Source organism: Corynebacterium sp. 20-84, from assembly GCF_053479455.1.
Window position 1 is genome coordinate 55262 of sequence record NZ_JBRBCB010000013.1, and the last position, 21556, is coordinate 76817.

General features: G+C 64.7%; 17 protein-coding genes, 1 tRNA gene and 1 pseudogene. 11 read left to right on the forward strand and 8 right to left on the reverse strand.

The window, feature by feature from the left end; all coding sequences use genetic code 11:
* The first annotated feature begins 231 nt into the window (after nucleotides 1-231).
* Together ACUY2Y_RS10370 and ACUY2Y_RS10375 are read left to right on the forward strand one after the other, a co-directional pair.
* Nucleotides 232-1908, forward strand: coding sequence for an ABC transporter ATP-binding protein (locus ACUY2Y_RS10370; protein ID WP_448326269.1), 1677 nt, complete (start codon nucleotides 232-234; stop codon nucleotides 1906-1908).
* Nucleotides 1905-3851, forward strand: a complete 1947-nt coding sequence (locus ACUY2Y_RS10375) for an ABC transporter ATP-binding protein (RefSeq protein ID WP_448326271.1) — start codon at nucleotides 1905-1907, stop codon at nucleotides 3849-3851. Before ACUY2Y_RS10370 ends, ACUY2Y_RS10375 begins: the two co-directional genes overlap by 4 nt.
* Before the next feature lie 16 nt (nucleotides 3852-3867).
* Here the strand turns inward: ACUY2Y_RS10375 and ACUY2Y_RS10380 are convergent, their stop codons facing one another.
* A complete protein-coding gene (locus ACUY2Y_RS10380; RefSeq protein WP_448326273.1) occupies nucleotides 3868-4929 on the reverse strand; it encodes a hypothetical protein in 1062 nt (353 codons plus the stop codon).
* Nucleotides 4930-5004: 75 nt separating this feature from the next.
* On the opposite strand from ACUY2Y_RS10380, the gene ACUY2Y_RS10385 reads away from it, so the two are divergent.
* Nucleotides 5005-5640 carry a DUF1707 SHOCT-like domain-containing protein gene (locus ACUY2Y_RS10385; protein WP_448326296.1) on the forward strand — a complete coding sequence of 212 codons (636 nt, stop codon included), beginning with the start codon at nucleotides 5005-5007 and terminating at the stop codon, nucleotides 5638-5640.
* A gap of 27 nt (nucleotides 5641-5667) precedes the next feature.
* Nucleotides 5668-6948, forward strand: coding sequence for a pyridoxal phosphate-dependent aminotransferase (locus tag ACUY2Y_RS10390; protein WP_448326275.1), 1281 nt, complete (start codon nucleotides 5668-5670; stop codon nucleotides 6946-6948).
* Nucleotides 6949-7060: 112 nt separating this feature from the next.
* Here the strand turns inward: ACUY2Y_RS10390 and ACUY2Y_RS10395 are convergent, their stop codons facing one another.
* The 4 genes from ACUY2Y_RS10395 to dcd form a co-directional block, all read right to left on the reverse strand.
* Nucleotides 7061-7957 (reverse strand): NAD(P)/FAD-dependent oxidoreductase, encoded by an 897-nt coding sequence (locus ACUY2Y_RS10395; RefSeq protein ID WP_296146222.1) that lies wholly within the window; start codon nucleotides 7955-7957, stop codon nucleotides 7061-7063.
* A 246-nt stretch (nucleotides 7958-8203) separates the two neighbouring features.
* Nucleotides 8204-9532: a UDP-glucose dehydrogenase family protein gene (locus ACUY2Y_RS10400; protein WP_448326278.1), complete on the reverse strand. Its 1329-nt coding sequence runs from the start codon at nucleotides 9530-9532 to the stop codon at nucleotides 8204-8206.
* Nucleotides 9533-9648: 116 nt separating this feature from the next.
* A complete protein-coding gene (locus ACUY2Y_RS10405) occupies nucleotides 9649-9957 on the reverse strand; it encodes a hypothetical protein (RefSeq protein ID WP_448326280.1) in 309 nt (102 codons plus the stop codon).
* A gap of 117 nt (nucleotides 9958-10074) precedes the next feature.
* Nucleotides 10075-10638, reverse strand: a complete 564-nt coding sequence (gene dcd / locus ACUY2Y_RS10410; protein ID WP_210573942.1) for a dCTP deaminase — start codon at nucleotides 10636-10638, stop codon at nucleotides 10075-10077.
* A gap of 102 nt (nucleotides 10639-10740) precedes the next feature.
* Between dcd and ACUY2Y_RS10415 the strand changes: the two genes are divergently transcribed.
* The 3 genes from ACUY2Y_RS10415 to ACUY2Y_RS10425 all read left to right on the forward strand — a co-directional run bounded on the left by ACUY2Y_RS10415 (nucleotide 10741) and on the right by ACUY2Y_RS10425 (nucleotide 12560).
* Nucleotides 10741-10814, forward strand: a tRNA-Gly gene (locus ACUY2Y_RS10415).
* Nucleotides 10815-10855: 41 nt separating this feature from the next.
* Nucleotides 10856-11815 carry an esterase/lipase family protein gene (locus tag ACUY2Y_RS10420; RefSeq protein WP_448326283.1) on the forward strand — a complete coding sequence of 320 codons (960 nt, stop codon included), beginning with the start codon at nucleotides 10856-10858 and terminating at the stop codon, nucleotides 11813-11815.
* 10 nt (nucleotides 11816-11825) lie between these two features.
* Nucleotides 11826-12560 (forward strand): esterase/lipase family protein, encoded by a 735-nt coding sequence (locus ACUY2Y_RS10425; RefSeq protein ID WP_448326285.1) that lies wholly within the window; start codon nucleotides 11826-11828, stop codon nucleotides 12558-12560.
* Here ACUY2Y_RS10425 and ACUY2Y_RS10430 read toward each other — a convergent pair.
* Nucleotides 12557-14242, reverse strand: coding sequence for a VanW family protein (locus ACUY2Y_RS10430; RefSeq protein ID WP_448326298.1), 1686 nt, complete (start codon nucleotides 14240-14242; stop codon nucleotides 12557-12559). The two genes, ACUY2Y_RS10425 and ACUY2Y_RS10430, sit on opposite strands and share 4 nt — an antisense overlap.
* A 54-nt stretch (nucleotides 14243-14296) precedes the next feature.
* Nucleotides 14297-15424, reverse strand: a complete 1128-nt coding sequence (locus tag ACUY2Y_RS10435) for a glycoside hydrolase family 3 N-terminal domain-containing protein (RefSeq protein ID WP_448326286.1) — start codon at nucleotides 15422-15424, stop codon at nucleotides 14297-14299.
* A gap of 73 nt (nucleotides 15425-15497) precedes the next feature.
* On the opposite strand from ACUY2Y_RS10435, the gene ACUY2Y_RS10440 reads away from it, so the two are divergent.
* Nucleotides 15498-15713, forward strand: a complete 216-nt coding sequence (locus ACUY2Y_RS10440) for a DUF2613 domain-containing protein (protein ID WP_210573934.1) — start codon at nucleotides 15498-15500, stop codon at nucleotides 15711-15713.
* A pseudogene (locus tag ACUY2Y_RS10445) lies at nucleotides 15714-17399 on the forward strand (alpha-(1->3)-arabinofuranosyltransferase domain-containing protein); the annotation flags it as partial. It lies immediately after the preceding gene.
* Nucleotides 17400-18630: 1231 nt separating this feature from the next.
* Here the strand turns inward: ACUY2Y_RS10445 and ACUY2Y_RS10450 are convergent.
* Nucleotides 18631-19791, reverse strand: a complete 1161-nt coding sequence (locus ACUY2Y_RS10450; protein ID WP_448326288.1) for an acyltransferase family protein — start codon at nucleotides 19789-19791, stop codon at nucleotides 18631-18633.
* Between ACUY2Y_RS10450 and ACUY2Y_RS10455 the strand changes: the two genes are divergently transcribed.
* Both ACUY2Y_RS10455 and ACUY2Y_RS10460 read left to right on the forward strand, forming a co-directional pair.
* Nucleotides 19790-20431, forward strand: coding sequence for a porin PorA family protein (locus ACUY2Y_RS10455; protein ID WP_448326290.1), 642 nt, complete (start codon nucleotides 19790-19792; stop codon nucleotides 20429-20431). The genes ACUY2Y_RS10450 and ACUY2Y_RS10455 overlap by 2 nt on opposite strands.
* Nucleotides 20418-21556: hypothetical protein (locus ACUY2Y_RS10460; RefSeq protein ID WP_448326292.1), on the forward strand; the 1139-nt coding region annotated here is incomplete at its 3' end. The genes ACUY2Y_RS10455 and ACUY2Y_RS10460, both read left to right, overlap by 14 nt.

The following is a 21556-nucleotide window of genomic DNA, read 5'->3' on the forward strand; positions in this document are numbered from 1 at the left end:
CACGCGGTTGAACGCGATGGAGGAGCCACGGTACGCGATGTAATCGAAGATATTGTCAAACCACCAGTACATGAGAAACCCTTTCGTTCAGTAAGGAAACAGCGCCCCAATTGTCAGCCAGAATGCGCGGCCTTTCAACTCCAAAGAGAAATTACAAACAATCACGCTTATCGACGTCGCGTCCCCAGCTGTAGGCTGTTACCGCCACCGTTTGCAGCGAGGGGATTTTTCATGGAATTAGTGCGCCTGACCGGGAGGTTCAGCAGACCCTACGCAGGTTTGATCGCCGCGGTGGTCGTGCTGCAACTTCTGTCCACGTTGGCCACGTTATTTTTGCCGGACTTGAACGCGGACATCATCAATAACGGTGTCGCACAGGCCGATGTGGCATACATCCGGCGCACCGGCCTGCTCATGCTGGCGGTCTCGCTGGTGCAGGTCGCCGCGGCTGTGGCCGCGGTGTGGTTCGCCTCGGCGGCGGCGATGCGCACCGGCCGCGATATCCGCCGAGCCGTCTACGACAATGTCAGCAGCTTCACCTCCGAAGACATGTCGCACTTCGGCGCGGCGACGCTGACCACCCGAGCTACGAACGACGTGCAGCAGGTGCAGATGACAACGCTGCTGTTCTTCAATTTCATGGTTACCGCCCCGATCATGGCGGTGGGCGGCGTGATCATGGCGCTGCGTCAGGACGCGGGAATGTCGTGGCTGGTCATCGTGGCTGTAGCGGTGCTCGCTGTCGTGGTCGCCGTCATCGCGGCGCTGCTCATGCCGCTGTTCCGGAAGATGCAGCAGAAACTCGACGCCATCAACGGGCTGCTGCGCGAGCAGATCGCCGGCATCCGCGTCGTCCGCGCCTTCGGCCGCGAGGACTTCGAGACGGAGCGCTTCACCGACGCCAACACCGCGTTGACGAAGCTGAGCCTGAATATCGGCCGCGTCTTTGTCACGATGTTCCCCGTCATCATGCTCATCCTGAACCTCGCCACCGCGGCGGTCCTCTGGTTCGGCGGCCACCGGGTGGATCAGGGGCTCGTCGAGGTCGGCTCGCTCACCGCATTCATGCAGTACCTCATGCAGATCCTCATGGCGGTGATGATGGGCGTGTTCATGCTCATGATGCTTCCGCGCGCCATTGTCTGCGGCCGCCGTATTGCGGAGGTGCTGCACTACGAACACACCACCCCGCCGGAACAACAGGCGGATGCGCCCGCAGCTAAGCCCGGCGTCGTCGAATTCCGCGGCGTCACTTACCGCTATCCCGGCGCCGAAGAACCCGTGCTCAAAGATGTCGACTTCACCGCGCGCCCCGGTACCGTCACGGCAGTCATCGGCTCGACAGGTTCGGGGAAGTCGACACTCATGGGGCTCATCCCGCAGCTCTACTACCCCACTTCCGGGCAGGTCAGCGTGGGCGGCAAGGTGGGCATGGTCCCGCAGAAGCCGTGGCTGTACCGCGGCACCATCGCCTCCAACCTCCGCGTGGGCAAGCCGGACGCCACCGACGAGGAGATGTGGGAAGCGCTGCGCACCGCCCAGGCGCACTTCGTCGACGACCTGGACATGCCCATCGCCCAAGGCGGCACCAATGTCTCCGGTGGCCAGCGCCAGCGGCTGTGCATTGCGCGCATGCTCGTCGCACGGCCGGACGTCTATCTCTTCGACGATTCGTTCTCCGCCCTCGATGCCGTCACCGAAGCCAAACTGCAGCGGGCCATGACCAGCTACACGGCGGATGCCACGGTGCTGGTGGTGGCGCAGCGGGTGGCGTCGATAAGCAACGCGGACCAGATTCTCGTGATGGAAGCTGGCGAGATCGTCGCACGCGGAACCCACGACGAGCTGCTGCGCACAAGCTCCACCTACCGTGAAATCGATGCGAGCCAGAAGGCGGTGACAGCATGAGCGAACAGCTGACCGACGACCAACTGGCCGCCTATGAAGAAAGCATGGCCGGGGACGACTACTCCAATAAGGCTCCCCGGAAAGCCAAGCAGTTCTGGCCCTCCGCGAAGCGCCTGCTCGGCCTGTTGGCCCCCTACAAAATCGCGCTCATCTTCGTCTTCCTGATGAACGCGGGTTCCGTCCTCCTCGCCGTGTGGGCGCCGCGCGTGATGGGGCACGCGATGGACGTGATCTTCGCCGGTGTTGTGTCAAAGCAGCTGCCGGAAGGAACCACCGCCGAACAGGCCGTTGAAGGCTTGCGTGCGGCAGGCCAGGACCGTTTCGCGGACATGGCCGCGGCCATGGATCTGAACCCGGGCCACGGCATCGACTTCGACAGGCTCCGTGAGCTCATCATCATGGTGCTGGCTTTCTATTCGATCGCCGCGCTGCTCATGTGGGCGCAGGGAGCGATACTGAACAAGCTGACCATTCGCGCCGTATATGGTCTGCGCGAACGGGTCGAAGAGAAAATCAACCGGCTGCCGCTGTCTTATTTCGATTCGCGTCAACGCGGCGACGTCATGAGCCGCACAACCAACGACGTCGACAACATCCAGCAGGCCCTCCAGCAATCGCTCTCGATGCTGTTCAACGCGGTCCTCACCCTCGCCGGCATCATCGTCATGATGTTCGCCATCTCGTGGCAGCTCGCCATCGTTGCCCTGCTGGCAATCCCGCTGACCGGCGCCGTCATGGGCTTGGTGGGCACCCGCTCCCAGAAGGAATTCGTCACCCAGTGGAAGGCCACCGGAAATTTGAACGGCCATGTGGAGGAGGCCTTCACCGGCCACGATGTGGCCCGGATTTTCGGCCGCTCCGAGGAGATCCGCCAACAGTTCGACGAGCGCAACGAGGAACTCGCCGCAGCCGCACAGAAGGCCCAGTTCTTGGCGAATTCGATGCACCCGATCATGCAGTTCATTGGTTCGCTGTCCTATGTGGCCATCGCGGTGCTCGGCGGCCTGAAGGTGGCCTCCGGCAGGATCACTCTCGGCGACGCCACCGCCTTCATCCAGTACTCCCGCCAGATGAATCAGCCGCTCGGCGAGGTCGCCGGCATGATGCAGATGCTGCAGTCCGGCGTCGCCTCCGCCGAGCGCGTCTTTGAGCTGCTCGACGCGGAGGAAGAAGAGCAAGACACTGCGACGAAATCCATGGGTGATGTCCAGGGACTTGTCGAATTCGACCACGTCGACTTCTCCTACTCCCCCGATGTCCCCCTCATCGAGGACCTGTCCTTGCGCGTCGAACCGGGCCAGACCGCCGCCATCGTCGGCCCCACGGGCGCTGGCAAGACCACCCTGGTCAACCTGATCATGCGCTTCTACGAGATTGACGCCGGCGCGATCCGCCTCGACGGCACGGACATCCGCGACATGTCCCGGGCGCAGCTGCGCTCCCATATCGGCATGGTCCTCCAGGACGCTGTGCTGTTCAAGGGCACGATCATGGAGAACATCCGTTACGGCCGCCTCGATGCGACCGACGAAGAGGTCATCGCCGCTGCGGAGGCCACGTACGTCGACCGTTTCGTCCGGTCGCTGCCCGACGGGTACGACACGGAGATCGACCAGGACGGCGGCTCCATTTCCGCCGGTGAACGCCAGCTGATCACCATCGCCCGCGCGTTCCTCTCCCAACCGGCCCTGCTCATCCTCGACGAAGCGACATCGTCGGTCGACACACGCACTGAGGTCCTCGTCCAGGAGGCCATGAATGCGCTGCGCAGCCAGCGCACCAGCTTCGTCATCGCGCACCGCTTGTCCACGATCCGGAACGCTGACCTCATCATCGTCATGCAGAACGGAAAAATCGCCGAGCAGGGAACCCACGAGGAGCTCCTTGCCCGGCGAGGAACCTACTTCGAACTGATCCAGTCCCAGTTCAGCGAAGAGGGCTAAGCCGCAGCGTCACGGTCTAGTACATGCTCATGTAGCCACCCGGCTGGCCCGGGTTCTGGTACGGCTGGCCCGGTCCAGCATTGGGGCCGGCGCCCGGACCGGACTGCGATGTCGAGCCGTGCTCGCTGATCCAGCGGTAGATGAACACGGTGGCCAAGATCTGCACCGGTGCAATGACAAGTGTGCCGAAGCCGAAAGTGACCATTACGATGACCATCATGGCGAGATTGGTCAGGATCAAAGCGCCGAGGACCTGCCAGTACTGGGCCTTGACATCCTTCCAGGCTGCGCCGAAGGCACCGATGGCGCTGGTCTTCCTGTCGATGGCGTAGAGCGGAATCATCGCAGCGAACGGATACAGAAACAGGAACCCAATCATGGCCACGAACACCACGATCACGGCGAGCACTTCAGAGACCTGCGCAAGGACCGCACCGAGAGCCACTATTCCGACATACACCACAATCATGGCGATCATCAGAAGAACGTAGACGAGAATGCCGTTGCCCCAGGGCACGTCCTTGAATGCGTTCTGCCACGTCGGTTTCACTCCGCGGGTGTCCTTCACAGCGGCCTTCGTGAGGGCGAGGCTGGAGACCATCGACAAGCCGATGATCACCACGTACCAAATGGCCATGGACACACCAAGACCGGTGCTGATCTCCCCGGAGGCGCTGTTTGCGTCGTTGATGATCTGCGGGAGGATGATCACGAAGAAACCGACCATCGCGATGAGGAACGGCAGGAACATCAGCCCGAGGTAGACGTGCCACTGGCTAGTGAAGAAGCGCTTGAAGCCGAATGCGATGGGCTCAGCCGGCGACAGCTTGGTCGGCGGGATCTGCAGCGGACGGCCGGACTCCGACCCGAGCTCCGGGTTCACGTATCCGGATGTCGGCGGGTAGGAATTGCCGGGGTTCTGCCCGTAGCCCTGGCCGGCATCATTGCCGTAGTTGCCGTAGCTGCCGGGATTGCCGTAGTTGCCGGAGTTACTGGGATTGTTGGAATTCTGGCCGCCACCGTAAGACGAGTAGCCACCGTAGCTGGGGTAGTCATTGGAGTTATTCGGATTACTCATGGGATACATGATATTTGTGGGCGAACGTTTGTCGAGGCGGAACGGCAAGCTCGTCGGTTTAGTATTGAAATTGTGATGAACCAGTCTCAGCCGTACCGACCACAGCACCCGACGACACCGCAGCAGCGCGGCAACGATCTCGTCCGCCTGTCGGATGTGGACCGCTCGGAGGCTGTCGCAAGACTGAGCTATGCGCTGGGCGAAGGCCGACTGGACGCGGACGAATTCAACCGCCGCTGCGAGGAAGTCGGTGCCGCGACCACGCACCGTGACTTAGTTCCGCTCTTCCGGGATTTGCCGGAGCACCAGCCGCATCAGCCGGGCGATTCGGAACAGGTGTTCACGCGCAGCGAGATCGAACGTGCCCGCGCGAACGGGAAGAACACGCGTCTGGGCATTTTCCTCTTGGGGTCGTTGGCATCTTTCGCGGGAGCAGTGGGGCTTTCGACCGCGACGGGGACGGGGGCATGGGCGTTGCTGCTGCTGATCATCCCGACGCTATTCACGCTTCTCTACATCATGAAGGCCGGGCCGGACAGCTGGTACGCACCGAGTCCGCGGCAGCTTGACCGCCAAAGGTTCCGGGAGTTGCAGCAGGCGAACCGATTGGAGTTGGAGCGTCGGAAGGTGGAGCGCACTTTGCAGCGCGACCAGCTGACGGGCGATGCGATGAATTTGGCGCAGCGCGCGTTAAACCGTTTCACTAAATAGGCGCCGGATTTTTGGGACAATTGCCGTATGAGCAAAGAGAAGAAGTCCGGCAAGCAAGAAAAGCAGCAGCGTGCGCCGCTCAAGGCACACCGCCACTTCGATCAGGCGGAGAAGATCAAGGGTGTGTCGTACGATCTCCGCGGTCCTGTCGCGACGGCGGCAGAGGAGATGGAGCGCGACGGCCACACCATTTTGAAGCTCAATACTGGTAACCCGGCGGTCTTCGGTTTCGAGGCACCGGATGTGATCATGCGGGACATGATCGCGGCGTTGCCGACATCGCAGGGGTACACGACGTCTAAGGGCATCATTCCGGCGCGGCGTGCCATCGTCACGCGTTACGAGGAGATCGACGGCTTCCCGGACTTCGACATCGACGACGTGTATTTGGGCAACGGCGTGTCCGAGCTCATCACGATGACTACGCAAGCTCTGCTTAACGACGGCGACGAGGTCCTCATCCCCTCCCCCGACTATCCCCTCTGGACTGCTGCGACGACGCTCGCGGGCGGTAAGGCTGTCCACTATCTTTGCGACGAAGAGGATGGTTGGAACCCGTCGATCGAGGACATCCGCTCGAAGGTCACGGACCGCACGAAGGCGATCGTGGTGATCAACCCGAATAACCCGACGGGCGCGGTCTATTCGAAGAAGGTTCTGGAGGATATCGCCGACGTCGCGCGCGAGCACGAGCTCATGGTGCTCTCCGACGAGATCTACGATCGCGTGCTTTACGACGGCGCCGTGCACCACTCCATGGCCGCCATCGCCCCCGACCTAGTCACTCTGACGTTCAATGGTCTTTCCAAGGCCTACCGCGTGTGCGGTTACCGCGCCGGCTGGCTGGTGATTACTGGTCCGCGCCGCCGCGCCACCGGCTTCATCGAGGGGCTGGACCTGCTGGCCGGCACGCGTCTGTGCTCGAATGTGCCGGGCCAGCATGCCATCCAGGTCGCTCTCGGCGGACGCCAGTCCATTTACGGCCTGACCGGCGAAGGTGGCCGCTTGAAGAAGCAGCGCGATGTCGCTGTGAAGAAGCTCCGCGAGATCCCCGGTGTCTCCGTCGTCGAGCCGAAGGGCGCGATGTACGCGTTCCCGAAGCTGGACATGGACATGTACCAAATCCACGACGACGAGCAATTCATGCTCGACCTACTCAAGAGCGAGAAGATCCTCATGGTCGGCGGCTCCGGCTTCAACTACCCGACACCAGACCACTTCCGCGTGGTCACCCTCCCGTGGGCGTCCCAGCTGGAGAACGCGCTGGAGCGCCTGGGCAACTTCCTGTCCGATTACCACCAGCACTGATCAAGCGCAGCGCATGGTGCACTCGCTTATCGACGGCACCGCCCCCCAGCTCCAGCGAGTGTGGGTCTTCCGGATTGGTCTGAATGATGGCTTTCATTCCACACCACCGTACTTAAATCCAATCATCCTCGACGAGGAAGCCGTTGACCGTGATAGCAGCAGCGTTGGCCTGGCCCATGGCCATCGCCACCTGTGCACCTGGATTGACCACGTTGCCTACGGCCCAAATGCGCGGGTGGCTGGTGGCACCGGTGAGATCAGCCTCGATCAGGCTGCCGCCCATCGCCGGTGGCGGGCTATGGCGCTTGAGATTGAGGTCAGCGAGGAACTCATCGTGGGGGCGGGGAATGGGCATGTAAAACAGTGCATCGACGGCATGCTCGTCGCTTTCCAGCAGGACTTTTCCGTCTTGGAAGGCGGTGACGGGGCCGTCGATAAGCGCAATGCCCCGCCGAGTCAGGTCCGCGCGCTGCTCGTCGGTGAATTCCATTCCATTGGTGAAGAAGGTGATGTCCTTCGACCACTGGCGCAGAACCGCGGCATGGTGGAAGGAGAACTCGCCGATGCAGAGCACGCCGAGCTTCTTGTCCGCCACCTCGTATCCGTGGCAGTAGGGGCAGTGGAGGACCGTATTTCCCCAGTTTTCTTGCAGGCCCGGGATAGCTGGGTGCTCGTCGTCCACGCCGCTGGCGACGATGATAGAGCGGGCAGCGATGGTCTCACCGTTGCTCAACGTGGCGGTGAGCGTGCGGTCATTATCGGTGACGGAATCCACGGTGGCGTTCACGATCTGCGCGCCATAGCTGCGCAGCTGCTCCTTGCCGCGCTCTTGAAACTCAAGGGGTGGCGTGCCCTCGAGGGCAATGACTCCATGAATTTCATGGGCGAAACGGTTGCGGGGAGTGGCGGAATCAACAATGAGCACGCTGCGGCGGGCGCGGACCATGACTAGGGCTGCCTGCAGGCCGGCCGCGCCACCGCCGATGATGAGGGTATCTACTGTCTGCATGGCCCCGAGTAAACCAGAGGAGGGTTTAAACGGCAATGGTTTTCAGTAGTTTGTGGCAGGCGTCTTGCCCAACCCTGACTTGGCCGAGTTAGTGCCGAAGGGTTGGGGTGTGGTGGGAATTCGTCAACATGAGGCATCGGCCAGAATCGGGAATCCGGCCGTCGAAGGAAGGCACCTTGTGTATCCTTTGGGTGTCATTGAGCCTTTAAGGAGCAAGAAAGTAGCACGACCCACCCCCGGCCAGCGCTAGAGTGAACGCCCCAGCGCCCACATCTCCCATCCGGCCTCCTGCCAGGAGGCGACGGGGAGGACATTGCGGGCGTCGATAAGCTTCTTCTCTGCGACGAGCTGTCCGGCGTGCTCCGGATCCATCTGCTTGAATTCGTCCCACTCGGTAGCGAGAATCACAAGCTCGGCATCGGTGAGCGCATCGTCGAGGGAGGCCGCGTAGTCCAGCGTCGGGAAGACCTTGCGGGCATTGTCCATGCCCTGCGGGTCGTAGACACGCACCGCAGCACCAGCCAGGTTGAGCTGGCCGGCCACCGCGAGCGCCGGCGAATCACGCACATCGTCAGAATTCGGCTTGAACGCGGCACCCAGCACGGTGATCCGACGTCCGATCAGGGAGCCGAGAATCTCACGCGACAGGTCGATCACGCGCTCACGCCGGCGCATATTGATCGCGTCGACCTCGCGCAAGAACGTCAATGCCTGGTCGGCACCCACCTCGCCGGCACGCGCCATGAACGCGCGGATATCCTTCGGCAGGCAGCCGCCGCCGAAACCGAGGCCGGCACCCAGGAACTTACGCCCGATGCGGTCGTCGTGGCCGATCGCGTCGGCAAGCTGGGTGACATCGGCCCCGACGATCTCGCAGACCTCGCTGACGGCATTGATGAAGCTGATCTTCGTGGCCAAAAACGCGTTCGCGGAGACCTTCACCAGCTCCGCGGTCTGCAGGTCGGTGACGATGAACGGGGTGTCCTTGGCGAGCGGCGTCGCGTAGATCTCGCGGGCGACCTCCTCAGCCCGCGAATTCTCCCCGCGCGTGCCGAGCACGATGCGGTCCGGCTCAATCGTGTCCTTGACCGCGTAGCCTTCGCGCAGGAACTCCGGGTTCCATGCCACTTCAACGCTCGCGCCCTTGCCGGCCTGTTCGGCTACAGCGTCGGCGCGCTCCTGCAGCGCGCGTGCCGTGCCGACCGGGACCGTCGACTTGCCGAGGATCACGTGCTCACCCTCGAGGTGCGGGACCAGCGAGTCGATCGCAGCCTCGACATAGGTGGTGTCCGCCGCATACGAACCGCGCTGCTGCGGAGTGCCCACACCAATGAAGTGCACGTTCGCGAACGCCGCGGCTTCCTCGTAGTCAGTGGTAAAGCCCAAGCGACCGGACTCGATATTGCGTTTGAGCACTTCCGGCAGCCCCGGCTCGTAGAACGGAACGTCGCCGTTCTTCAACGCGTCGATTTTCGCCTGGTCAACGTCGATGCCGAGCACCTCGTGCCCCAGTTCCGCCATGCAGGCGGCGTGCGTTGCTCCAAGGTACCCGGTGCCAATCACAGTCATGCGCATACGGGACATTATGCAAGGTTCGCGCCCACCTTGACCCATATCGCGGTTAAGGTCAGCCGAATTGGGAATGAACAAAGCGGGCACGCAAACCGCGCGCCCGCTTTAGCTTCGGGAATCTAGTGAGCGTGGCCGCAACCGCAGCCCGCTGTCTCCTTGACCTCGTGCGGCTCGCACTCGCACTCGCCCTTTTCGTGGTGGTGCTCATGGCCGTGCTCAGTGCAGTGTGCGTGGCCCTGACCCTTCTTGCAGTCGCACTCGCACTCGTTTGTTTCGCAGTCGCAGGTCATGTGGTGGCCGCACTCGCAGTGGCCAGACTCGCAACCGCACTTCGCGTCGGTGGCGTGCACGTCTTTGAGGCCGAGTTCGTTCTTGTCGTCGTGGCCGCCGCAGCAGCCCTGGTTAGCAGCGTCGTTGGTGGTGGTCATGGGGGACTCCTGTCTCCTAAGTGAAAACGTTTTCCGTTAATGAAAACCTGTTGAAAACGAGCTTAATCACTCGAGCCCACCCACGCCGAATACGGGGTTGATTACCCCCGCGAGCTACTACCGGAAGTTCAGGTACGCCTTCGACGGCGTCGGGCCACGCTGCCCCTGATACTTGGAACCGACGGCAGATGAACCGTAGGGATTCTCGGCAGGCGACGACATCTGAAACAGCGCAAGCTGCCCCACCTTCATCTCCGGCCAAAGGGTGATCGGCAGGTTGGCCACATTGGACAGCTCGAGGGTGATATGGCCGGTAAAGCCCGGGTCGATGAACCCTGCGGTGGAGTGCGTGACCAGGCCGAGGCGTCCAAGCGAACTCTTGCCTTCCAGGCGTCCAGCGAGGTCAGCGGGCAGCGCGAAGTTCTCGAGGGTGGCAGCGAGGACGAATTCACCGGGGTGAAGCACAAACGGCTCCCCTTCCGGAACTTCCACCTCGGTGGTCAGCTCCGGCATTTCCTTCTTCGGGTCGATGTGCGTGTACTTGGAGTTGTTGAACACGCGGAAGAAGCGGTCGATGCGCACGTCCACACTGGACGGCTGCACCAGGTCCGGGCTGAACGGATCGATGCTCAGACGGCCGGAGTCGATGGCGGAACGAATGTCACGGTCAGAAAGAAGCACGGCTTCATCTTACGGTGCCGCCTTCTGCCGCGGGCTGGCAGGGTTTTTCAGTCTCGGATACGGGCGGTGCTACGATGATCTGCGCTGCTTCCGAGCAGCGAAGCCGGCGTAGTTTAGTGGTAGAACATCAGCTTCCCAAGCTGAGAGTGCGAGTTCGATTCTCGTCGCCGGCTCCATTCTTCGCCCGGCGAATCTTTCCCTTGATACTGTTTTGGACATGAAACAGTTTTCCCGTCGTGTCGCAGCGGCACTCACCGCAGGTGCTTGCCTCTTGGCTGCACCTGCCCCTTCTTCAGCTCAGTCCAGTAACAGCCAGTTATCTAGCGCATTGAGTAGCGAAGCGGCCGGCTCGAGCAGTGGTTCTTCAGGCACAGGTCCGCTGGGCTCGTCAGGGCTCGCCCCGGGTGGGCTGAGTCCTCAGGCAGCCACGGTGTTCAACGATCCTTCCTGCACCCCTGCACCGGAGCATCCCACGCCGGTGCTGTTTGTTCACGGAACCGCAGGAAATTCAGCCATGTGGCTTCTGACGGCGAAGGTGCTCAAAAAACGCGGGTATTGCGTTTTCGCGTGGGACTTCGGCAAGCTTCCACCCGCGAAGCAAGCACTGTTACCTGGGTTTTACGGTTTGGCGGACGTGGATTCGAATGCACGGGAACTCGCCGCCAACGTGGAGAAGGTGAAATCGCTAACGGGGGCGGAGAAAGTCGACATCGTCGGGCACTCGCAAGGAGCGATGCTGGCCAAGAAGTACATCGCACAGCTTGGTGGCGCGGACAATGTCAGGCGCGTTGTCGGGGCGGGCGGCTCCTTCCACGGGACGAGGGGCAATGGTCTGATGGAGGGTGGAAACGCGCGGGAATCGAGCAGTTCCGCGATCCAGTCTCCGTCCCAGCAGCACTGGGACTCGGAGCATATCCGCACTCTGAACACGTTCCCGGACACCGATCCCCGTGTGGTGTACACATCGCTCTACTCCTCGAGCGACGGTGTGGTCACCCCGTACACAAGCTCCATGCTCGAGTCGGTGAACCGGGCTGACGTTGCAAATGTCGAGGTTCAGGCCGTGTGCGGCGGGAAGGTCAACCACATTTTCATGCCTCAGAACCCGAAGATCACCGCGCTGGTCACGTGGGGTCTTGAGCGCGATCGGGGCGACCACACGCCGAAGCACTGTTAGCGTAAGCGGTGTGAACCTGTTCAGGCCTGTTCTCAACGACTCCGATTTCACACCGACACATCCGACCCCGGTGCTTTACGTGCACGGGATCCACAGCCGGGCAAGCGGGTTCCGCCGCAGCGCGCGGCACCTGCGAGATAACGGCTACTGGGTGTGGGGTTTCAACTACGGGAAGATGTTCCTGCCTGGGCTGTACGGGACGGGAAGGTTGGAGGAGTCGCTGGACCAGCTGCGGGCGGACGTCGATAAGGTGCTCGCGGTAACGGGGGCGGACCAGGTCGATATTGTCGCGCATTCGCAGGGCGGGCTGCTGACGAAGCTGTTCATCGCCCAGGGCGGTGCGGACAAAGTGCGGCGTGTGGTCGCAATGGGCGCGAATTTCCACGGCACGGATCTAGAAGGTGCGGCCCCGCGCGTGCTCCGGCGATTCGACCGGCATCCGGGTCTGACGAAGCTTCTTCTCAGCGCGAGCGTGCCTCAGCAACTGGCGGGATCAAAATGGATGCGCGAGAACGCTGATCCTCTGCCGGATACGGACCCGTCGGTGGTCTATACGGCGCTGTATTCCAGGCGCGACACGTTGGTCACGCCGAATAGCGCGTCGACGCTCACCGCTGTCGACGGCGCTGACGTGGTCAACAGGGAGATTCCCGGCGCGCCGCTGCACCAGTTGATGATGCGCGACGCGGAGATCATCGAGCTCACCCAGTGGGGACTGGAGCGCCCGACGAAAACCTCTGCTTAGCCACACTGCACGATCGGCTGCGGGTTGTACACCGTGGTATGGGTTTCGCGGGAGAGCTCGTTGCCTGACAGGTCGCGGATGATGCGGGTGTCGGAGGTGGTGAAGCCCTGGGCACCGCCGGACGGGATGCACTCGCCGCCGGAGACGGTCTTGGGGCTCGGAGAGGTGTACGCCCAGCGCCCGCCGTTGACGGATTCGACTTCGCGGTCCTTGACGCCCTTGAGGCGGACAGTGATCTCGCCGCCGCCGAAGACGGTCTCGATCTTCACCGGGTGCGGGGTGTCGTTTTTAAAGGCGAGGTCGATCGCGCCTTCGTAGACGGTGGCTTCGCGGCCGGCCGGGTAGCGGGAGATGTAGTAGGAGTGCGGCGTGTGGTCGACGTCGGTCATGCCTGCGAAGTAGGAGGCGTTGTACAAGGTGGTGGCGAACTGCGAGATGCCGCCGCCGACGGCGTTGCCGGCACGGCCGTCGATGATGATGCCGGAAGACACGTACCCCTGGGCGGTGCCGCGGGGGCCGGTGTAGCCGTTGAGGGAGAAGGTCTCGCCGGGGCTGACGACAGCGCCGTTGACGGTGTCGGCGACGATCGAGATATTGGTGCCGGAGGCGGAGCTGTATCCGCCGGTGGTGAATTCGCCGACGACGTCGTCGAAGGTGGCCTTGTTGGCCTGTTCGGTGGTGAACGTGGCGGGGGTGTCACGGTAGGTGGCGTCCCAGGTGCGGGATTCGTCGCCAAGCACGCGCTCGCCGAAGTCTTTCATGGTGTCGTCCCAGCGGATCTCGATGCCGTCAACGGACGGAGTGACTTCACCGGACGCGGAGATCGTGGCGTTCTTGCCTTCCTTGACGGTGTCTTTGAGCTGCTCGGCGAAGATGCCCTGGGCGGCTTCAGCGTTGACTTCGGGGACGATGCGGTGCTGCTCGGGGTCGTTGCGGAAGGTCACGATGTCGCCGATGCGCTCGGAGTCGATGACGGCGTCGGTGTCGTCGCGGCCTTTCAAGGTCAGCGGTCCGTCGAGGGCGCGGGCGGCAGGGCCGTCGACGGTGTCTTTGACGAGTTTCTCGTTGATCGCGGGCTCGGTGACGGTGGGGTCGACCGAGACGCCGTCGGGGTTGAGCCAGTTGGAGGTCATGGCGCGTTTGAGCTCGTCAGCGGGGACGTCTTGGCCGGGCTTAGGGTCCTTGACGTCGGTCTTGCCGTCTTTGATGGCCACTTCACCGTCGGCGGGTTCGACGGTGAGGTCAGTGGCGACGCGCTCGACGGTGGGTGCCAAGGCGGCTTCGTCGGCGGTGGAGACGATGTCGACTTCTCTGGTGCGGAACAGGCCCATCAGGCGCGAGATGGGGTTGGGGGATTCGGTGCCGGCAGCGTCGATGGTGGCTTGCCAGTCGGGCCCGAGGCCGGCACTGGCGGGGACGAATTCGGTTTTCTCGTCGCCGGCGGTGACGGTGACGGGGTCGTCGTTGACGTCGCCAAGCTCTAAGCTCAGCTTATCGACGGCCGCCGCAGGTGCCATCCCCCCGACTTCCACCCCGCCGACGGCGGTGCCGCGGGGAACATTTCCCCGGTTGAACGCGAGATCTGCCAAGTAGAGCCCCAGCAGGAGGACGACGAGTCCGACGAAGAACCCGGCGGCGACTTTCACGCCGCGGCCGCTACCTGTCCCACGCTGGGATTGCACACTACTCACGGGCATTAAGAGTAATGGACAACTGGGAAAAGGGAGGAATGCGGGCTAGCGGGGGCCGTCGATAAGCTGCTGCTGGACTCTGCGCGCGGCGTCGTCGATGCGCGCGGGCGGGATCTCCCCTGCTTCGACGGCGGCGACGGTACCGTCGATGGCCTCGCGCAGCCCGGCGCCGGAGGACCACAGAGCCTGGTCGGCGCCAGCGGCGATGGCGTGGCGGACGGCCTCAGGAGTGGGCATGAGGTCGGTGATGGCGCGCATGCCGGAAAGATCGTCGGTGACGACGACACCGTCGAAGGGCTGGCCACCGGGGTAGTTTCCTTCGCGCAGCATGGCGTACGCGTTGGGGTTGAGCGAGGACGGCGAACGCCCGTCGCCGACGCCGGGCACGACCATGTGCCCGACCATGACGGAGGCGTGCGGGAATTTCGGCAGGACAGCGGCGTACGGCGCGAGATCAAAGGAATTCAGGTCCTGGATCGGCGGAGTATGGGCAAGCGTCTGGTGGGTATCACCGCTGGCGCGCCCGTGGCCGGGGAAATGCTTGAAGGTGGGGGTGACGCCAGCGTCGACAAGCCCTTGCGCAAACAGCACGGCGACTTCCGCGACGCGTTCCGGGGACGAGCCGAAGGCGCGGTCGCCGACGACGTTGAGGCCGGCCGCGTCGACATCGAGCAGCGGAGCGTAGTCGACGTTGATGCCGTATTCCGCGAGGGTACGGCCGACGTCGTAGCCTTTGCCGCGGATCACTTCGGGCGGTTCTTGCGCGAGCTCGCGCGGCGTCGGAAACGAGCCGAGAATGTCGGAGTGCCGTTGCACGCGGCCGCCTTCGAAGTCGATTCCGACGGAAAACGGGCGGTCGAATTCCTCCCGCAAAGCGTTGATATTGCGGCCTTTTTCGGTGAGCAGCGCCGGGTCGGACCAGCTCGGCAGGAACAGTCCGCCTGCGCCTTGTTCGAGCGCGGCGCGTGCTTCGTCGTAGTTTGTCACGCCGACGACCATCAGCGATGCGACGCGTTCGCGCAGGTCCTCGGGCAAAGCGGGCGGCGGGGTCTCGGTGACGGTGCGCGTCTCGGTCACTTCGACGGTGACCGGTTCCGGCTCCTCGCGGGGGCCCGCGCACGCGACGCACAACACGCACGTCAGCGCGCCGACGGCCGCAGCGACAGCACGCATCGCGGGCACCCCCCTTCTTTTTGCTTATCGACGTCTCCTTCCAGATCCTATCCCCCTGGTACCCTCAATTCCCATGACCTCCGTAATCCGCTCCCGCCGCTCCGGCCAGTCCTGGTCCCGCCGCACCCTCGGACCCGTGCTGGCCAGCTCGGTGACCGGCATCGTGCTCGGTGTCGTGGGCGTGGTGGGCATCGCGTCGTTCTCCGGGCAGAACCAGGTCCCGTCGGGCAATGCCGTGCCCGCCGATGAGGCTGTGCTCGGCGGTCCGGAGTACGGCTCCCGGCAGTAAATGCCCGCGCTGCGCACCCCTTTTCGGCACCATCTGCTCGGCTGGGTCGCACTGACGCTGCTGGCGTTTTTGCAGGCGCCCGGGCGCACAGCCGCGGACACCAAATTCGACCTCACCGCCGATCCCGGCGCGTTCCTGGCCGCGGCGACGCACGCCTACACCGACCGCTTCACACTCGGGCAGATCCAGAACCAGGCCTACGGCTACCTGTTTCCCCACGGCGCATTCTTCTGGCTGACGGAACCGCTGCCGGACTGGGTGGCGCAGCGGATCTGGTGGGCGATCGTCATGGGGATCGCCTTCTCCGGGATGGTGGTGCTGGGAAGGAGGATGGGGTTAAAGGGGGCGTCGTTAAGCGTTGCTGCTTTTCTGTACGCGCTGAGCCCGCGCGTGCTGACGACGCTGACCGCGATCTCGTCTGAAGCCTGGCCCGTGGCTCTGGTGCCGTGGGCGATCGCTCCGCTGCTCGCGCCGCGGCTGCGTCGGGGCGATATCGCGGCGGCCGTGATTCCTGTGGCGCTGATGGGCGCGGTGAACGCGACTGCGACGATGATGGCGTGCCTACCTGCGTTTCTGCTGCTGCTCTACCGCGCGGCGTGGAAACCGCTCGCCGGCTGGCTGCTGGGCGTCGCGCTCGTGTCCGCGTGGTGGATCGGCCCGCTGCTCGTGCTCGGCCGGTACTCGCCGCCGTTCACCGACTTCATCGAATCCGCGTACGTGACCACGCGCTGGACGAATCTCGCGGAGGTGCTGCGCGGCACGACATCGTGGGCGCCGTTCGTCGACACCGAGCGCACCGCCGGGCATCTGCTCGTCGCGGAACCCGTGTTCGTGCTGCTCACGCTCGCCGTCGCCGCATTCGGGCTCGCGGGCCTCGCGCTGCGGGACATGCCGTGGCGCGGGTACCTCATCGTGCTGCTGTGCTGTGGCGTCGGGCTGCTCGCCGCCGCGCACGGGCCGCTCGGCGGATCCTGGCTTTCGCTTCTCGACGGCCCCGCCGCCCCCTTCCGCAACCTCCACAAACTCGACCCACTGGTGCGCCTCCCGCTGGCGCTGGGCGCCGGGTACGCGCTGAGCCGCGCGCGGACGCCCGTGGTGGTGGCGGGCGTGCTGGTCACAGTGCTTGCGACCGCGCCCGCGTGGACGCTGCGCCTCGCCCCGGAAGGGACATGGACGGCGGTGTCGTCGGACTGGGACGCCGCTGCTTCCTTCATTGACGCGAATGCCGCCGGGACCCGCACCCTCGTCGTTCCGCAAGCGCAGTTCGCACGGCAGACCTGGGGCTGGACGCGCGACGAACCGATCCAGGGTTTGACATCGACACGCTTCGCCGCGCGCGATGCCGTCCCGCTCGTCGACCCCGAAGCGATCCGCGGCCTCGACGGGCAGATGGCGGCGCTTTCCCCTGAGGCCATGCGCGCTATCGGCGTCGGCGCTGTCGTGGTGCGCGACGACCTCGCCTCCGGGCCTGATGCGCCGACGCTCGACGAGTCCTTCGGCGAGCCCGAACGCTTCGGCGACATCTCTGTCTACCTGGTCGAACCGCAACGCGACATGATGATCGCCGACGCCGACCTGGTCACCGTCGCCGGCGGCGGGGAGGTCCTGCCGCTGTTGGACCGCGCCTTCGGCTACTCGCCGCGGGAGATCGTGAGCACAGACGACGCCGACATCGTCACCGATACCCCCGCCTTGGCGAAGCGCAATTACGGTACTTTGACCGGCCCCAGCTCTGCTCACCTGCACGATCTGTCGGAGGGCGGCGAGATCCGCAACCGCGTCACCGACTACCCGTCTTCGGCCCGGCGCGTGGGTGTGGCATCTGAGGGCGGGAGCGTACGTGCGTCATCGTCGGCTGCCGACGCCACGTCCTTCGGCGGCGCGAAACCGGCGGAGTCACTCACCGCCGCCGTCGACGACCTCGACGACACCGCCTGGCACCCCACTCCCGGCGACCGCTCCCCATGGATCGAAGTCTCCCCCGACGACCGCGTCCGCGAGATCACTGTCACCGCGACCGAGGACGTCGACGCCACCGTGAGCTGGCCCGGCGGTTCCCGCGAGGTCTCTTTCGACGCGGGTGAGCCTCTCACCGTCCGTATCGGCGACGGCGACGCTGCCGGCCCGATCCGCGTCGCGCTCGATGAGCCGGCGGGCATCAAGGAGATCGACGCGGGCGTGACGCGCATCGTCGCGGTGCCCGGAACCGGCGACACGTATTTCTTCCAGCGGCTCCTGCCTGCCGACGATGTCATCCGCCGCGCCTTCACCACCGACCGCGTCGCAACGTGGGAGCTCACCCACGACGCCGAAATCGACGGCGAACATCACGACAAAGGCCCAGTCGAGCTGCCTGCGGGCGATCACACCATCGTCACCGACGCGGAGACCATCGCGCTCACCCGCGCCGGGCACCCCGACGCCGCCGCCTGGTCGCCTTTCGACGGCACCGTCGACCCTGTCTCCTCCGACCGCCTCATTCTGACCACCCGGTCCTTCAACGACGGGCTACGCGGAACGGTCAGCGGTCCGGAAGGCAGCACCGACCTCGAGCCCGTGCGTGTCGACTCCGGCATGCAAGCCTTCCGCCTCCCCGCCGGCACCCACGGCACATTCATGATGAGCTTTGCCGGGGAGGGCTTCTTCCGCGCCAGCCTCATCTTCGGCGGCGCGCTCAGTCTGCTGGTGCTGGGATTGTGCGTGCTGTGGAGTTCGTGGAGCCCGCCTGCACCGCGGACGAGCGCGCGCCGCAGGGATGAGTCTCGGGATCGATCCGCGCTGGTCGTCTCGGCTGCAGCGGCCGCAGCCGTGATCGCTGCCGGCGGACTCGCAGGCGCAGCAGCCTATGCAGTGACGTTCCTGATCCGCCGGTTCACGCTGATCCCGCCGTGGGCGCTCGGCGCTGGTGCAGCGGGGGTCATGGGCTTGTGGTTGGCGCGGGCACCGTGGCCAGCTGCGAATTATGCGGGGGATTCGCTGGCGGTGACGGTTGCGGAGTGCGTCGCGGTGAGTTGTCTCGCAGCCAGTGGATGGCGGGGGACTCGACAAGCTCGTAACTGATGTAGCTCACGGCCACTGACACGGCGACGGTGAAGGCGAGCACCAACGCGAAATCGACAACGCTTCCCGTGAACAATTCGCGGCCGAGGACCGGAAACGCGATCTCCAGCACGGCGACGTGCCACAGGAAGATGGAATAGGACCAACGCCCTAACGCGCGCATGACAGGGCTAGCCAGAACTTCGCGGCCCGAGCGCTGCGGAGCCAGCGCGAAGGGGACGAGCCACAAAGCAGCGAAGACGGTGCCCAGAATGATCCGGGCGTTGAACTCGGACGGACTCGGGTGCGTCAATCCACGCGGACCGACCCACTCCTGGTCGGCGAGCCACGCGACAGCCAGAGCGAGCAGCGGAAATAGCCAGCGCACTGGGCCGCCGATGTGGAGGCGAACACCAGCGCGCTCAAGCTCGGCGCACCCGAGTCCGACGGCGAACCACGGAGCATACGACGGCGGGAAGATCTGGAGGTTGACTGGCGTGTCGAGGTCGCGAATAAGCCACGGCCACGCCAACCCGAACGAAACGGCAACGACGAGCAGGACCGCACGCCCGCGCTGCCCGAGCACCAGATACACAGGCAAGACGATGTAGAACGCCACTTCAATGCACAGCGACCACATCTGCGTCAGCCCGGGCACCAGTCCGTCGGGGACGTAGATTTGCACCAAAAAGAGGTTGGCGAGTGCTTGCCGCCAGTTCAGCCCGGACAGGCTCGGCAGCGCAGCCATGACCACCACCACGCACGCGAGGTAGGCGGGGAGGATGCGGGTGAGGCGGTGGGAGGGGTACGTCGATAAGCGTGCTTTTCCGCGCGCCAACAGGAAAGCCGATAGGGCGAAGAACACGGCGACGAAGAAATCGAAGCGCTCGAATAGCGCGCTGCCCAGGCCTGTCTGGAAGGAGACGTGCGTGACCACGATCCCGAGGGCGGCGACTGCCCGCAGGCCCTCGAGTTCGGGGAGGATTGGGTGATGCTGCTTGCTAGTGTTCGAGATACTGCAAGTGTAAAGGAGGGCCATGAAGCGGCTGTACTGGTGCGTCGCCGTGTTCGTCGTCGGCATGGTCCTGGGAACGATGGTGGCACCGCCGATCGTCACTGCGATGAAACCGCTGGATAACCGCGTGACGTCGCTCGGCTGGACCGGGCCGGCAGACATCGCTGAAGAAATAGAGGTCAGCGGCGCGAAGAAGGACGCGACGATCACGGTGCGCGGCCCGGGTGGTGAATTCCGCGACGAGATCTCCCGCTACACAGCCGAGACATCGCGCGGCCTGGTCTTCCTCTTCCCCTTCGAGCCGGACCGCCGCAGCTTCCGCGTCTACGACCCGGTGGGCGACGCGCAGGGCACCGTCGATTACGTGGGCCCGGGCACAGTCGACGGCCTGCGCACCTACGAATTTCACGGCACTTTCGAAGGCGAGGACTACCACGCTGAGCGCACATTCGTGGTGGAGCGCCGCACGGGAACGCTCGTGGGCGCGACGTGGGAGACAGCTGACGGTTCATTCACGCTTGACGACGGCACGCGGGCCACCCAACTCGCCCTCGCCCACGACCGCGTGCGCGTGCTCAAATTCCTGCAATTCTTGGCGTTCCTGGGCGCGTTCATGGCAGTGCTCGCCGCGGCCGTGGGAGTGGTGATCTTTGTCCGGCGCTAGCTGGTGGGGCCGCACCGCGCTTTCCGCGTGGGGCGTCTTCCTCGTCGGCGCGCTGACCTGGCCGTTCCTGCTGTCCTTCGCGTCGCCGTCGGCTGCTTTCGCGCTGCGCGACATGATGGTGCTGCCCCACCCGGCGCTCACTCACGCGTCGGTGGGTTTCGGCGATTTACCGGCGAGGAATGCGCCGCAGGACGGGGTGCTGGCGGTCGTCGGCAAGCTGGTGCCCGCGACGTGGTTCGTCGCGGTGCTGATGGTCGCGGGCGCGGGTGCAGCTGCGTGGGTCGGCGCGCGCGTGGCCGACCGGCCGTGGACGCGCGCCGCCGCGATGACGGTCGCGGTGTGGAACCCGTTCGCCGTCGAGCGCCTCCTGCAGGGTCAGTGGTCGCTGGCGCTCGCCGCGTGGCTGCTGCCCGCCGTCGCGCTGTGCCGCGGCCCCGCGCAGCTGCTCGCCATCTGCGGTGCCTCCCTCACGCCGACGGGCGGGTTGTTCGCACTGTTCACAAGCTTATCGACGACCCGTCGCGCCACCTTCTTCTCCCTTCTCGCCTGCCTGCCGTGGGTGGTGCCCGCGCTGCTTGGCGGCGCTGGTTCGGGGACCGCGTCCGCCGCCTCCGCTGCCGCTTTCGCCCCGCGCGCGGAGACCTTCACCGGCACCCTCGGTGCACTGGTCGGCATGGGCGGCATCTGGAACGCCGACGCCGTGCCTGCATCCCGCTCCGCCGGATTCGCTGTGGCTGGCATCGTGTTGTTCGTGGTGCTGTGCCTCGCGTGGCGGCACGTGCCGCGCCGTCTGCTAGCTCTCGCAGCCTGCGGTTTCGCTGTTCCGCTCATCTCGTGGCTGCTGCCCGGCGCGATGGCGTGGCTCGTGGCGACCATCCCCGGCGCCGGCCTGCTTCGCGACGCCCAGAAATTCGTCGCCCTCGTCCTCCCCGCCTTCGTCGTCGCCGCCGCGCGCCTCGACCGCGTGGATCTGCGCTTGCCCGCCGTTGCTCTGCTGCTCGCCGTGGTCCAGGTCCCCGACGCCCCGCGCGCCGTCGCTAGTCTCGCACCCGTGCACGTGGCTGTGCCTGATATCGACCACCACGGCCGCGACGTGTTTTTCGACTCCCGCCCCCACTTGCTCAC